Raw genomic sequence first — 15,058 nt, 5'->3', positions numbered from 1 at the left:
GGCCCTAGCCTTTCTTTGCTTGCGCTTCAGCCAGCACCGAGGCAATCGTGCGCTGCGCCAGGGTCACCTTGAAGGCATTGTCGTCAGTCGTCCTGGCGCCGGCCAGCAGGCGTTCGCTCACGGCGGCGGCGCCATTGGGGATCGCCTGCTCGGCGGCAGGCACTCGCCACGGCTGCGGCGCGACGCCGCCCAAGGCCAGCTTGCCCGTACCATTGGGCAAGATGATGGCCGCCACGGATACGAGCGCGAACGCATACGAGGCGCGGTCGCGCACCTTGCGGTAGACGTGCGTGCCGCCGATGGGCCGGGGCAAAGTCACGCTGGTGATCAGTTCGCCCGGCTGCAGCACGGTTTCCACGTGCGGCGTGTTGCCCGGCAAACGGTAAAAGTCGGCGATGGGGATGCTGCGCGTGCTGCCGTCGGGACGTACCGTGTCGATGCCGGCGTCGAGCACGCGCATGGCCACGGCCATGTCGCTCGGGTGCGTGGCGATGCAGGCCTCGCTGCCGCCCAGAATCGCCAGCGGCCGGCTGAAGCCGGCTATGGCCGAGCAGCCGCTGCCCGGCACGCGCTTGTTGCAGGCCTGGTTCGTGTCATAGAAATACGGGCAGCGCGTACGCTGCAGCAGGTTGCCGGCCGTCGTCGCCTTGTTGCGCAATTGCGCCGAGGCGCCCGCCAGCAAGGCGCGCGACAGCACGGCATAATCGCGGCGCACCGTGGCGTGGGCTGCCAAGGCCGTATTGCGCACGAGGGCGCCGATGCGCAAGCCACCGTCCTTTGTTGCTTCCACTTTATCCAGCGCCAGGCCATTGACATCGATCAGATGCGCGGGCGTTTCGATTTCCAGTTTCATCAGGTCAAGCAGATTCGTGCCGCCCGCGATGAAGCGCGCGCCCGGCGTGTGCAAGGCGGCGGCGGCCGCTTCGGCCGGCGTGGCGGCCTTCTGGTAGCTGAACACTCTCATGCCGGCCTCCCCGCCACCTCGGTGATCGCTTCGATGATGTTGGAGTAGGCGCCGCAGCGGCAGATGTTGCCGCTCATGCGTTCGCGCAATTCCTCGGGTGTCGCCTGCGGGGCCGCGTTCAAGTCCGCGCTGACGTGGCTGGGGATGCCCTGGCGGATCTCGCCCAGCGCGGCCACGGCCGAGCAGATCTGCCCCGGCGTGCAATAGCCGCACTGATAACCGTCATGCGCGATGAAGGCGGCCTGCATCGGGTGCAGCTTATCGGGCGTGCCGAGTCCCTCGATGGTGGTGACCTTGGCGCCATCATGCATTACGGCAAGAGTCAAGCAGGCATTGATGCGCTGGCCGTCGAGCATGACGGTGCAGGCGCCGCACTGGCCGTGGTCGCAGCCCTTCTTGGTGCCCGTCAGGTGCAAGTGTTCGCGCAAGGCATCGAGCAAGGTGGTGCGCGTGTCGAGTTCCAGGCTGTGGCGCCGGCCGTTGACGTCGAGGCTGACTTTCATCAGCACTGGCGGTGCCTGGCCGCTCGTGCTGACGGCCTGCGCCGCGCCTGCCACACTGGGCACGGCCGCCGCCGTGGCCGACAGCGCGCCGGCGATCAGCAAGCCGCGCCTGCCGGCATTGATGTGATGGGACTCTGTCATGTCGCGCTTCCTCCTGGCTGTGGACTGGCTGGGTGGGCGCATGCAGGCCCGAAGCACCAGTCTGACGGCCGGATGTTTACGCGTCTGTACGCGAACGAACGTTCAGCCTCAAGCCGCGCCGGGTCGTGCCGACGCCGCCCTGCGCCGCATAACCCGTGTGGCGGGCGCAATGGTCGAGCGCCTGGCGCAAGGCCGTATCGACATTGCGCAGCGACATGTCGTGCCGCTCAGCCACTTCCTGGCGGGTCAGCTCGTCCACGCGCAGCGCTTCGAGCACTTGCCGGTGGCGCCGCGGCAGCAGCTCGACGGCCTGCGCCAGCCGGCGCACGTCGGCCTGCAGCTCGGCCAGGCGTTCCGGCCCGGCCGCCGTATCGGCGAGGAAATCGACGAGGCCGGCGCCGCCATCCCCTTCGCCCTCGTCCGCATACAGCCAGGCTCGGTTGCGGCGCAGACTGTCCATGGCCGCATTGCACGCCACGCGGAACACATAGGCGACGGGGTTGTGCGCCAGCGCAGCCCCGTCCCCGGCCGCCAGCGTGCCCAGACGCAGCCAGGCGTCGTGCAGGCTGTCGCTGGCCAGCTCGGCGCAGCCCAGGTGGCGCGCCAGGCGCCGGTGCAGGGCCGCGTAATTGCTTTCCAGTACAGCCTGCAGTTGCGCGCCCTGCCCTGGCGCCACGTCGTTGGCCGCCTGCAGACGGGGCCGGATGGCGGGACGGTACCAGGCCATGCCGGCCATGCGCAGGGGCAAGGCAGCAGCCATACTCACCACGCCGGCCATCATGGCGACAACCTGCTGCGCTCTTGCGCCGTCAGCTGGCGCGTGGCCGATTCCGGCAGCGTGCCCAGGCCCAGCACGCGCACGGCGCTGCGCGGGTTGTAATCGGCCGCCTCGATGCGCGCGCCGTCCTGCGGCATCGCTTGCGCGCTGTCGGGCGGTGCGTCATTGCCAAAGCCCAGCACGCGCACCGTAAACACCGATGGCTGCGCGGAACGGGTGGCGGCGCGTTCGCGCTGCACCACGTCCTGGGCGGCGGCCGTCGCCTGCGTGGCGGCCGCGCTGGCGTTCGTCATGGCGGCCACGTTGACGGACGCCACCGCCGGCATGCCCTTCGCTTCTCCCTTGACCTGGATATTCGCCGCGTTCATCACGATCAGCGCGGCCAGGTTGACGTTGCCCGACACGCGGATGCCCGCCTCTCCCGCATCGATGGTGCCCAGCGGGGCCAGCAAGTCCACGTCGCCGGCCGGTACTTCGGCGATCGGCGCCAGGGTGGCGATGCCGGCGCCCGTGCTTGGCACGTCGGACGACAGGGTCACGTTGCCCCAGTTGTCATACACGCGCTTGGGCGGCGTGTAGACGATGGTCGACTTCGAACCGCGGCCCGCGTTGATGTCGCCTTGCGAGGACCAGCCGAGGATATCGCCGCCAAACGTCGTCATGATGCGGCTCTGGCCCAGCAGGATGCTGCCTTGCGAGAACAGGTCGATGTTGCCGCCGCCCTTGGTGATGATGCCCGAGGTCGACGGCGGCGCCTCGCCTTCAATGCCCAGCACCTGCTTGCCGCCCGGCGTCAGCATCTGGATGCCGCCGCCGAAGTTGGTGTGCACGTAGCCGCTGCGGGGGAAGTAATCCCTGCGCTGCTCGCCGTCGTTCCACTTGGAATACAGGCCGCGGTATATGATGATGTCGCCCGTATAGGCAATCGCCTTGCCGTTGGCGTCCGTGGCCGGCGCCAGGCCCGCGATGGCGTTGCGGCTGCGCAGGAAGCTGCCATAACGCGCGCTGTCCGCATCGTTGTACTCGCGCCCGCCCGCCTTCAGTTCCGCGAAATACACGTCGCGGGCGAACACGCGCTGCTGCGGCTCGGGCAAGGCGAGATAAAAGGCCTGCGCCTCGGCGGCCGTGCCCTTGAAGCCGTAGCGTTCACCGAGCCAGGTGGCCAGTTCGCCGCCGTACGATTTCACCACCTTGCCGGCCTGGTCGGCCAGCGGCACGCCCGCCTGCGCCACGTTCGCCGGGTCAAGATAGGGCTTGACGAAGCGCAGGTAGTCGAGACCGGCCGCGCCCACGCCGGCCTGCATGGCGATGCCGGCGCCCGGGCGCTTGTCTCCCGTGACGACGGGGCCGAGGCTGACGACGCTGCCCTTGTCCTGCATCAGGATATTGCGCCCGGCGCTGATATCGAGCGTGCCGGGGCCGGCCACGTTGAAGGAACTGGCCAGGATATCGCGTCCGGCCGACACCACCGACACGTCAAATGCGTTGTTGTGCACGAACAGGTTGCTGTAATTGCGGAACATCATGTCGCCACCGCCCGTGCCATCGATGGCTTCCAGCAGCGCCGTGCCGCTGCCGACGATATCGCGGCCCGCCTTCATCCACACCGGTTGCGCCCCCTCGTACCAGGTGACGCCCGCATGCTTGGCATCATAGAACGCGACCATGCGGCCGCTATTGACGCCGATCAGATCGCCCTTCACGGCGTAGATGCGCGCCGCTTGCGTGCCGCTGTTGGCCGGGCCGGCGGCGGAATCGGGCCCGAAGGCGAACAGCGGAGCGTTCCACTGCGACGACGGCACGCCCGTGCTCGAAACATTGCCGCCCAGGGCAGTCTGGCTGCCGGGCCTGAGGTTCCAGGCCGCGAACGCTGGCTTGAACGGCGTCGCCATGCTGTCGGCGGCCGCGCCGGACTGGCTGACGGCGTAGCCGCCCGCATAGATGGAATCGCCGGCCAGCCATTCCAGCTGGGCGTTTGGCGACGGCGCCAGCAGCAAAGGATCGGCATACGCGGTCGCGCCACCCCAGTCCGTGATGGTCTTGCCATAGTACAAGCTGCCATTCGCGGCCGCGGCCCGCACGATGGAGGGATAGACGACGGCCAGGTCGGTGGCCGTGCCGATCGGCGCGGTCAGCGGCGTCATGTTGCCGCCGGCGGAAAACAGGTCGAGTGCCGTGCGCGGCGTCCACAGGCTGAACCAGCTGTAGCCGGCGCCCGCTTCGCCCGCCGCACTGGTATACGACGCGGCGTTGAACATCGGTACGCGGCCGGGGTCGGCCACATCCTGCAGCACCTGGTCGCCCAGGGTGGCCACATTGAAAGTGGCGTCGCCGGGCACCAGGGTCATGCCGCCCTGCGGCGTGGCGCGGGTGGCGCGGAAGGCGTCGAAGGCGCGCGTTTCCAGCGGCACGTGGTCGGTAGCGCGCGTGCCGTACTGCAGCGCGACCTTGCCCAGCTGGGCAGCGGCCACCTCCACGTGGCCGCGCAAGTCGGCCAGCGCGCCATTCAAGTGGCCGCCACCGGACTGGCTGGACGGATTGAGGCCGCCGCCCACGCGCAGGTCCAGGTCGCCGCCGCCCGTCAGTTGCAGGCTGCCGTCGGCCAGCACGCGGCCCGTGCTGCCCACGGCCAGCAGCAAGCCCTGCGAGCGCGGATTGATGTTGGTGTTGAAGACGGTGGCAACCTTCGGCGCCAGCACGCCCGCATCGCCGGCCACGTCGGCGCGCACATTGCCGCCGCCCAGGGTGCCGAAGCCCGTAAAGCCCAGCACGGTATCGGCCAGGGTATCGCGGCCCACGTAGCTGCCGAAATTGATCCACCACGCCGTCGGCTGGGCCGGACCGCCCGTGGCCACGCCGCCGCTGCCCTGGCGCCACAGCCAGTTGCCCACCGCCACCGAATCGCCAGGGCCATCCTTGCTGACGGGGCGCCCGTTGGTGGCGGCAGCCCCGCCGACCAGCGAGCCGCTCAGGTCGCCGGCCACCCGCAGCAGCAGATTGCCGCCCTGGTCCGGATACCAGGCGCGGTAGAGACTGTCTGCGCCGCCATCGACCAGGCGCTCATGCGCGCCATCGGGGTTGGACAGCACCGTGCCGTCCAGATTGCGCGCGCGCGGCAGGTTGTACGGGTCGCCCGCCGCCGTCGCCACCGACGACATGCCGGCCGTGTACACGCCGTACAGGCTGTCCATGCGCAAGTCGCCGCCGCTGACGAGGTCCAGGTCGCCCGTGCCCGTGCGCAGCACGCTGTAGCGCAGGCTGGACGCCTTATTGTCGAAGGTGGGGTTGGAGGTGCCGCACCAGGTGGGGTTTTCCTCGCACATGGTGGGCCAGCCCAGGCCGGCCAGGTCGACCACGTCGCCCGCCTTCACGCTCGGGTCGGCGAATTCTTCGGCGCCGGCCTTGGTCCACACATAGGCCAGCTTCAGCACGCACATGCTGGCGTCGCCAGCGCAAAATTCCGCCACGGTCTGGCCGAACTGGCTGATGAATTCCTCGGTGATCGGTTCGCCCGCCACGATGCCGACGATGCCCTCGCGCTCGCCCAGCTCCTGCGCCGCCTGCGTCCAGTGCTGCACGCCCTTCGGCGGGATCATGACGCCATACATGCCGTAATGGCTGTCGGCCAGGCGCAGGGTGCCGTGCGCCGGATGCGCCTGCACGCTGCGCGTGTCGGCCGCCTCCAGGTCGGCGCCGGCCGCCAGGCGCATGCCCCACGATTGCGAACCTTCGGCCAGCATCGGCGCGATGGCCCACAGCGCGCCCTGGCGCCCCGCCACTTCCGGGCGCAATGCGATGGACGTCACGCCGGGCAGCAGCTTGACGTCGGTGCCGTTCGGGATCAGCGCGCCGACGGGCAGCTCCACTTTGCCACTGAGGGTGACCACGTTGCGCTCGCCCAGCAAGCCCGGCAAGGCAACGCCTTTCGGCCAGGTCATGGCGCGTACCTTGACCATTTGCGCGACCACGCTGCCCGCGTCGAGCCGCATGCCGGCAGTAAAGGTCTGTTCCTTGGCCAGCAAGGTGCCCGCCGCATGGACGATATTGCCGGCGCTATCGCGCACGGCGGCCGCCAGCACCGTGCCGGCCGGCAAGGTGAGCACCTGGTTCAGGACCACATCCACGGGCAGGCGCGTGTTGGCGCGGAAACTCAGGGCCTTGACGGGCACGTCGTAATTGAGCGTGACGCCGCCCGGGAAGATGGTGCCGTCGGCCAGGGTCACGCCCGTGCCCGGCACGATGACGTCGCTGCCGTTGATGTCGCGCCCCGGCAGCAGCAACCAGCCCTTGTCGTCCTGCGTGGACGGCGGCGGCGCGAAGCCGTCATTGATGCTGCCATAGATATTCAAATCGCCGCCGGCGCGCAGCAGCAGGCTGCCCACCTCGCCCGAGCCGCGTGCATGCGTCACTTGAAAACGCGGGTTCAGGCTGGCGTAGCGCATGCCGGACAAATCCAGGTCGCCCTGCACCACCAGGTCGCCGTCCGCCGTCTTGCTGACGATATCGACGCCGGGACGCAAGTGCAGCGCCTCGGCATACGCGGCCGTGTTCAAGCCCGCCAGCTTGCCATTGCGCAAGTTCGTGTTGGCCAGCGCCGCATCGATAAAAGCCGTGCTGTCCGCATGCTTGCTGTCGAGGTATGCCTGGTTGACCACCTGATACGGGCGGCCGCTGGCCGACAGGTCCGTGGCATAAGCCGCATCGTCGTAGCGCTGCATGGCGTTGATGGCGATCGATTTCGCGCCGCGCACGGTAAAACCGCTGCCGCTGGCGATGGCGACGTCGCCGAAGGTGGCCGCGTCTGCGTCCGTGCGGGAACCGCCGCTGCCCAGGCGCGGCGCGCTCAGTTCCACCGTGCCGCGCGCGGCGCCGTCGTATTCGCCCTTGCCCTTGCCAAGCACGGCCGCCGTGCCGTGGCGCACGTCGATCTGCGCGCCGCCGGCCAGGTCCAATGTTCCCTCCCCCGCGTTCAGTTCCACCGTGGCCCGGTTCGGGCTATCGATGATCTTGCCATAGCTGTCGACGCGCAAGACGGTGCCGTGCGCATCGAGCACGGCGTTGCCGGCCAGGGTGACGCCATGCTTGCCGGCCAGGCGGATGCTGCCCACGCGCTCGCCGCTGGCGTCGATGGTGCCAGCAACGGTGAGGCGGCCGTTATCGACGGATACCTGCACTTCGCCAGCCTTGATTTCGTTACCTATCGTCAGGTCACCCTGTTTCAGCTGGAAGCTGCGTGCGCCCGTCACGCCGCCTTCGCTCAGGCGCTTGTTCAGCGACGCGAACTGGCTGTCCAGGGTGCCACTTGGGCCCAGGGTTTGCGCACGCACGTCCACGCTGCCCAGCTTGTACGGCACCACGGTGCCGCCCGCGTCGTAGTTGCCGCTGGCGCCGCCCAATATCTTGCCTTGCAGCTCCACCATGCCGGCCGCGCCATCGAGGGCTACGGCCTTCAGGCTGCCGGCGCGGTTGTTCTCGGCCGACAGGTCGATCACGCTGCCGGCAGCTGCGCGGATATCCCCGGCGCGGCTGTCCAGGGTCACGTCACCGCCCCAGCTGTATTTATCCACGTCGAAGAAGGTGCTCTTGCGGCCCGCCATGTCGATGCGCGCAGCGTCGGCCACGCTGATATCGTGCTGCGCATTGACGGTGAGCTTGCCGCTCGGCAGCACCACGGCCGTGGCCACGTTCACGCTGTCGCCGTTCAAGGCCAGCTGGGCGCCCAGCGCCGCGTTAGTTTTGGCGAAAGGGGCTGGCGCGCCGGCCGGCGCCGTCACGGCCAGCGCGCCGCCCGCCGTGTAGCTGTGCGACGAACCGGCCTCGCCCGTCAGCAGCGGCGTGCTGATGTTCAGGTTGCCGCCGCTGTACCGGAAGCCCTTGCCCGTTTCATACGCGCCCTGCGCCTGGTGGACGGACAGGCTGCCCTTGTGGTTGGCCGTGACCTGGTCCGACGCTTTCAGGTTGACGGTGCCAAAACCCAGCGCCAGGCGGTCGAAGGTGGCGACACCGGCCGGCTGTGTGAAGGGGCCGAAGCCGAAATCGATGCGTTCGGCCTCCAGGTTCAGGGTGCCGCTGCCCGTGCCGGCGCCATGCGCGATCACATTGCCGGGCGCCGACAGGGCGCCGCCCCAGATCAGGTTGGCCGTGCGGATGGTCGCCACCGTGCTGGCACCGCCCTGGCCATACATGGCCGGCGTGGTCAGCACCAGGCGCTCCAGGTTCGATTTTCCGCTGATTTTGTCGTAGGTGTCGAGCACCACGTCGCCATAAAAATTAACGCTGTCGGCCGCGTTGAGCATCAGCGCCTGCAGCGCCGGCGCGCCCGTGCTGGTGTCGCCGCGCAGCAAACGGTCCAGCAGCCCCTGGTTCAGGGTCAGTCCGGCGGGACGCGTGCCGCTGGCCTGGGCCGCCGCCAGCGCCTCGTTCGAGCCGATATTGATGGCGCCCACAGCCAGGCTCAGGTTGCGCGTGCCGTAGCGGGCAGTGTCGTCGAGCTGGAAGCTGCCGCTGGTCGCCAGCAGCAGGGTGCCTTCCGAGTACAGGCTGGCCGTGCCGCTACCCGCGCAAGCGTCGGCGCACATGCCGATGCGGATGCCGCCGCGCGTCGCGCCGCTGACGGGCGCCACGTTGAGCAAGCCGTTCGACGCGGCCAGCACGTGCACGTCCGGGCGGCTCTGGTAGATGAAGCCATCGTTGGCGTCGTAGGCCGCCTTGCCGCGTCCCAGGGTGTTGATGCCGGCGCCGGGCGCGATATCGATCACGCCGTCGCCCAGTTCAGAATTGCCCGGATCCTGGGCGACGAGGAATACTTCGGGCGCCGACAGGACGGCGCCGGCGCGCAGGTAAATGGCGCGCGCCGACTGGACGCCGAAGTTCACGTAATTGCCGCCCTGGCCATATTCCACCGTGGGCGCATTGCCCACCACGATGCGGGCCGCGCCGATATTGTTCAAACTGGAAGTGCGTATGCTGACCTGTTTCGCGTCACCGCTGGCCGGCGCGCCATCGGCGAGGAGCTCGATCTCGCCAGCGGAGGTATTGCTCGACATCAGCACCACGGTGCCGCCATAGCCGCCCTCGGCCGCGGCGAACTTGCCCGTGCCGTGGAACTGGAACGTCTCCAGGCCGCCGCCGGGCGCCAGGTTCAGCTTGAGCGTTTTCGCATCGGCCGGCAGCATCGCGCGGGGAATGCCCCGCGTCTGCGCATCGGCCAGGGCGAACGCGGCATAACCCATTTCGTTGTACTGGGAATACGTGCGCACGACCTTGGCCGGCGTGATGATCAGCTGGCTGGCCAGCGGCGCGCGGATGTCCGTGCCGGCGATCGACAAGGTGCCGGGCGCGGCCCAGGAACCGTTGCGCAGCGGCTGCGCCAGCGTACCGGCGCTGCCCTGCCCCGCCAGGCCGTTCAGCTCCACGCGGAAGGCGCCCGGCAGCAAGGCGTAGGTCGACGGCATCAGGGTGTAGGTGCCGGCCGCCAGGCCCGGCACGCCGTTGCCTATCGTCACTTGCCGGCCGATGGCCGCATCGGAGGCGCCCGAAGGCGCTTGCGGCGCCTGCACGCCGGGCACGATGGCGTACACGGGATTCGTCGCCAGGCCCGGCAGGATGAAACCGCCGTTCGCATTCACTTGCGCCAGCGGATGATAGCGCGCATCGGTGGAACCGCCGCGGCCCGCGATGAAGCCGGCGCCCGTCAGTTCGCCGCCGCCGGACAGGTCGAGCAGCGCGCCCGGCTGCACGTCCACGGCCACGCCGGCCATTTCCACGCCGACGCGCAGGCCGCCCTGCGCATTGAAGCCGCCCACGCCCATGAAGGTGGCCAGCTTGCCATCCACATTCCAGCTCTGGCCATCGACCGTGCCGCCATACGGCATGACCAGGCCGGCGCCGCTGACGGAGCTGATGCTGTTGGCCAGCAGATTGACGCTCAGGCTCTTGTCATTTTCATAGCGGGCAGCGCCGATCGCCAGGCGCCCCAGCGGTGCGCGCACCACGCCGCCCTGCTCGATATGCGCGGCCTCCAGTTCCAGCGAGCCGAAGGCGGAATACGGCATGGCCGGCACGCTGTCCGTCGTGCGGGCGATGCGCAGGCTGCGCGCCGGGTCGTAGCCAAACGTTCCATCGACGCGGCCGTAGCCGACGCGTACGGCGGCGCCGGCGCCCGTTTCCGGATACAGCTGGGCTGCACTGAGGGTCATGTCGCCCGGCGAGGACAGCACCGTCGTCGCCTCCGCGCCGCCCCAGCCCAGCGGGGACAGCAGGAAGCGCAAGTCGCCGCGGCTGCTCAGGCGCACGTCGTCGGCAACGATATTGACCAGGCCGCGCACATCGATCAGGTCGCCCGCGATGCTGACCTGGCCGGCCATCGGCGACTCCCCGGCCGTGCCTGGCGTGACATAGAAATCCTTGCCGGCCGGCTTGATGCTGGCCAGGCGCACGTACGGTGCCGCGATGCTGACCTTCGCGCCGGGCTTGCTGCCTGGTGTCAACACGGGCGCGCCGTACAGCTGGAAGCTTTGCTGCAGATTCAGCGACACGTCGCCATCGAAGGAGGCGGCGCCCAGCAGGGCCAGGCTGCCGAAGCCGCCCGCTTCCACTTGCTCGACGGAAAAACGGCCGTGGCCGTACTGCAGCGTTGCCGCCGCATCCCGAGCGTTCACGTGTTCAGCCAGGTCGCTGGCGCCCTGGCGTTGCGTCACGGCCAGCTGGCGCCCCTGCAGCACCTTGTCCGTGGCCAGCACTTTCAGGTAGACGGGGGTGCCCGTGGCGACGGACAGGCTGCCGCCCGCCGCGCCCGCGCCGCCCGCCCGGGCCAGCAACAGGCCATCGAGGTACAAGCCATTGTTCGACGCCAGCGCGATGCTGCCGCCGGCGCTGGCCACGTCGATGGCCGCGCCGTTCACATCGAGCACCGCATGCGCGCCCGAAGCGTCCAGCACGGCGCCGTCGCGCACGACGACGAACAGGCTAGCCGCCGACGTGCTGCCCTGCGCATGGTCGATCTCGCCGCCGATGACGATGCTGCCGCCATCGAGCACCTTGCCGTAGCGCCGGCCCTGCACGTCCGTGGCCGTGACGGCGCGCGAGGCCACGTCGAGCACGGCATTTTCGCCTATCCACAGGGAGCGGCCATGGCCGGCCGCTTCCACCGCTTCGGACACATTCACGGCGACGCCCACGCCGCCGAGGCTGATCTTGCCGCCCCAGGCGTTCAGCCGCCCTTCCACCGTCAGCTGGCCCACGCTGGACAGCTTGATCGACTGGCCCGCATCGACATTCACCACGGCGCCCTTGCCGACCAGCAACTCGGCGCTGGCCATGTCGGCCGCATCGGACTGCACGTCGCCCACCTGCAGGGCCAGGCTGGCGCCCTTGCGCTGCGTCAAGGTACCCTTGACGGCGTTTTCCGTGACCTGTTCCGGCGTCCACAGGGCCAGTTTTTCATTGTCCACCACGCGCAGCACGGGCATGCGCACGTCGACCTGCGCGCCGTCCGCCACCGTCACGCCCTGCTTGCCGAGCAGGCTGTAGCTGGAAAAGCCCTTGTCGAAGAAGTCGCCCTCCAGCTGCAGGATACCTTTCTGTCCGGTATCGGCTTGGCCAATCGCGATCTTGTTCGCCTGCAATTCCAGCTTGCCGCCGCCGGTCACGCCATGGCCGCGCACTTGCGCGCCCTCGCCCAGCACCAGGTCGGCTTCCGGCCCATAGCTGGCCAGGGCCACGTTGCCGCCCTTGCCGCCCTGCTGTTTCGCCTGCGACAGGATGGCCGCGCCCGAGCTGACGTCGATCAGACTGCCATTGCCGATGCGCACGTCGCCAAACGCGCGCAACGATACCGTGCCGCCGTTCAGGTAGGGCAAGCCGGCGGCGGCCAGCGGGACGCGCAGCACGTTGCTAAGCAAGCCGCTGGTGTCGAGACTCACGCCATCGGCCAGCAGCAACGTGCCCGGCGGCACGCCCGGATTGACGACAGTGTCAGCCATGCCCAGCGCGCCGATCTGGTTCAGCACATTGCCGGCCATGATGCTGCCGCCATGGCTGCGCAGGTTGCTATTGATGGCCACGTCCTTGCCGAACAGGGTGATGTTGCCGCCATCGGCCACTTGCAGCGCGCTGTCGACGGTGATCGCGCCCTTGGCGGCGATGCGGATGGCGCCCAGTTGCTGATTGTTCAGCAAGCTGGTGTCAAGCAGCAGCCTGCCCTGGCGCTCCGGCTCCAGCGCGCCTGTCACATCGAGGCCGGCGGCGATGCCGTCCTGCACCCGCGTCAGGCGCACCTCGTCCATGACGGCCGACAGCGCATGCTGCAGCACGCCCGTGCGCTTGTCGACCATGGCCTGATACTGGCCGACGACCAGCTGGCCCCGCTGCGCGGCCGCCAGTTGCGACTGCTGGTAGCCGTCGAGCAGCGCCTGCGGCGCCTGGCTCTGGCGCTCGCCCTGGAAAACATCGCCCGCAATCGCTCCTTCCAGCACGGCCGACCCCGTGGCCACCACCAGCTTGCCCGCGTCGCGGCCCACCGTGTAGCCGTTTTCCAGGCGCTGTTGTGCGGCGATCAGGGGATTGGCGTAGAAAGCGCTGGCTTCCTTGCCCCAGCGCGCATGTTCTTCCTCGTAACCCTTGTACACGCCCGCGTACGGCAAGTCGGCCGGTGCGCTGCCCGCTTCGTACAGCTTGCCGTCCGCGCCTTTCAGCCAGGTCTGGCGCAACGCGCCCGTCTGCACGTCCAGGGTGCCGCCGGACAGATTGATGCTGGAGCCAAGCTGCGTGACGACATCCTTGCCGCCGAAGCTCACCGTGCCGCCCTGCCCCATCCATTCGCTGACGGAGTGCCCCTGCGTGCCCAGATAACCGGCCACTTCCAGCAAGCCGCCGGCCGTGTACCAGCGGTCGCTGTCATAGCCATTCGTGCCTTTCGGTACGAACACGAGTTTGCGGCGGTCGACCCAGATACTGTTGTTGATCAGGGCCTTGCCATCGCGGTTGACTGGCGCATCGCGCTGCTCGTTGCCCTGCACATTGATCTCGATATTGTTGGCCGCCATCGCCACCTTGACGCCGACGGCGCCGGACACGTCGAGCTGCGCCCCGTCGCGCAACAGGCTGCGGCTGGCCGCATTCACGGCGATCTGGCCGCCCGTGGCCAGGGTCAGCGAGTCGCCGATGAATTCCACCGTGCCGGCGCTGCCGATCTCGATGCGCGACTGGTCGCGGCGGTCGTTGACGGCAACGATGTTTTCCGTGCCCGTCACGGCCGGTCCGCGCATGGCGTCGCGCTGGCTGTCGAGTGCCATCGTCTTGCCGTCATCCTCGACGAGGATGGCCGTGGTGGCGCCGCGTCCCACGGTGACGGCCGCGTCGCTGCCCAGGGCGTTGAGGTGGACCGTGCCGCGCGTGGCGGCCGTGGTGGTGGCGAGCAGCACGCCTTCCTGGCGCACGTCGCGGCCCGCCAGCGTGACATCGCCTTCCCGCGCCTGTATCAGGCCCGTGTTGACGACCTTGCCCGCCGTGCTGCCGGCCGCGAACTGCGGCGTGACTTCGCTGCCGCGCGTGGTCGACAGCGGATTGCCGTCCGTGCCCACGCCCTTCTTGATGGTAAAACCGTCGCCGGCGGCCAGCAGGGTCTGGCCCTTGGGCGTATTGATCTCGCCCGCATTGTGCACCTCTGTCCCCAGCAGCATCACGTAACCGCCGCCTTCCGTGCTGCCCTTGGGCGCATTGCTACTGACGCGCGCGCCGGCCTGCACCTGCACCTTGCCGGCGGCATCGGTGAACGTCGTGGCGCCGGCCGTGCCGGGGCTGTAGATGCCGTTTTTCTGGAATTGCGCATCGCTGATGCGGGCCGCGGCCGCCACCAGGCTGCGCGTATCGACCTGGCTCGTGCCCGTAAATACGATGCCGTTGCGGTTGACCAGCAGCAGCGTGCCGTCGGCCTTGATCTGGCCCTGGATCTGGCTGGGACGCGCCAGCGGATCGTTGACGCGGTTCAGCACGGCCCAGTCCTTCTGCTGCTGGAACGTCAAGGTCGTGTCCTTGCCCACGTTAAACGTTTCCCAGTTCAGGATGGCCTTGTCCGCCGTCTGCTGCACCACCACGGCCGTCTTGCCGTTCGCCACCGTCTGCACGGGACCCTGGGCATTGAGCCAGCCGGCCGTCAGGCTATTGGTGTCGACCTGCAAGCCGCCCTGCGCCAGGCCATTTGGCACACTGGCGCCGCCGGCGGCCGCCTGGCGCGCCTGCGCCTGGGATGCTTGCTGTGCGGCGATGGCGCGCGCGGCCAGGTTCAGGTTGTTGAGCGAGCGCTGCAACTGCTGGTTTGCTTGCTGTTGCTGGCCGTCGGGACGGCTGCCCAGCGGCAGCGGCTGGCCATTCGGCAGGCGGCCCGAGTTGGCCGCCGTATTTTGCGCCGCGCCCTTGGCCGCGAACCAGCCGCCGCTGAACGCCTGCTGCGCGCGCGCCGGCGTGGCAAAGGCGCCCGCCATCAGCATGGTGGTCAATGCGTAAGCGAGCGGCGTGAGCCGCAAGCGGCTGCCCAGCGTGGAGGTACGCTGCGCGTCCGTGTCAACGTTTGGGACTGGGCGCTGGGCAGTGTGAAGCTTGGTCATGGCAATGGTTTCCTGGCTAGAGAGTAGGGAACGGAGCCTGGCGGTAGCGCAAGCGTCCATACCTCCA

Annotated in this window: 4 protein-coding genes; all 4 read right to left on the bottom strand. The window is 68.9% G+C overall.

Features of this window, described 5'->3' with window-relative positions:
* Window positions 1-4 precede the first annotated feature (4 nt).
* Window positions 5-964 (bottom strand): FAD binding domain-containing protein, encoded by a 960-nt coding sequence (locus tag P9875_RS14400; protein ID WP_278318776.1) that lies wholly within the window; start codon window positions 962-964, stop codon window positions 5-7.
* The gene (paoA, locus tag P9875_RS14395; RefSeq protein ID WP_099403436.1) at window positions 961-1,608 is read right to left on the bottom strand and encodes an aldehyde dehydrogenase iron-sulfur subunit PaoA; all 648 of its coding nucleotides are present in this window, start codon (window positions 1,606-1,608) and stop codon (window positions 961-963) included. The genes P9875_RS14400 and paoA overlap by 4 nt, the downstream gene beginning before the upstream one ends.
* Before the next feature lie 76 nt (window positions 1,609-1,684).
* On the bottom strand, window positions 1,685-2,368 hold the full coding sequence (locus tag P9875_RS14390) for an RNA polymerase sigma factor (RefSeq protein WP_278318775.1): 684 nt from the start codon (window positions 2,366-2,368) through the stop codon (window positions 1,685-1,687).
* Window positions 2,369-2,385: 17 nt separating this feature from the next.
* Window positions 2,386-14,991, bottom strand: a complete 12,606-nt coding sequence (locus tag P9875_RS14385; RefSeq protein WP_278318774.1) for a filamentous haemagglutinin family protein — start codon at window positions 14,989-14,991, stop codon at window positions 2,386-2,388.
* Window positions 14,992-15,058 lie beyond the last annotated feature (67 nt).

Origin of the sequence: Janthinobacterium rivuli (assembly GCF_029690045.1) — a bacterium.
GTDB lineage: Bacteria > Pseudomonadota > Gammaproteobacteria > Burkholderiales > Burkholderiaceae_D > Janthinobacterium > Janthinobacterium rivuli.
Note: the sequence above shows the minus strand (reverse complement) of the source record. Positions and strands in the feature narration are given on the sequence as shown.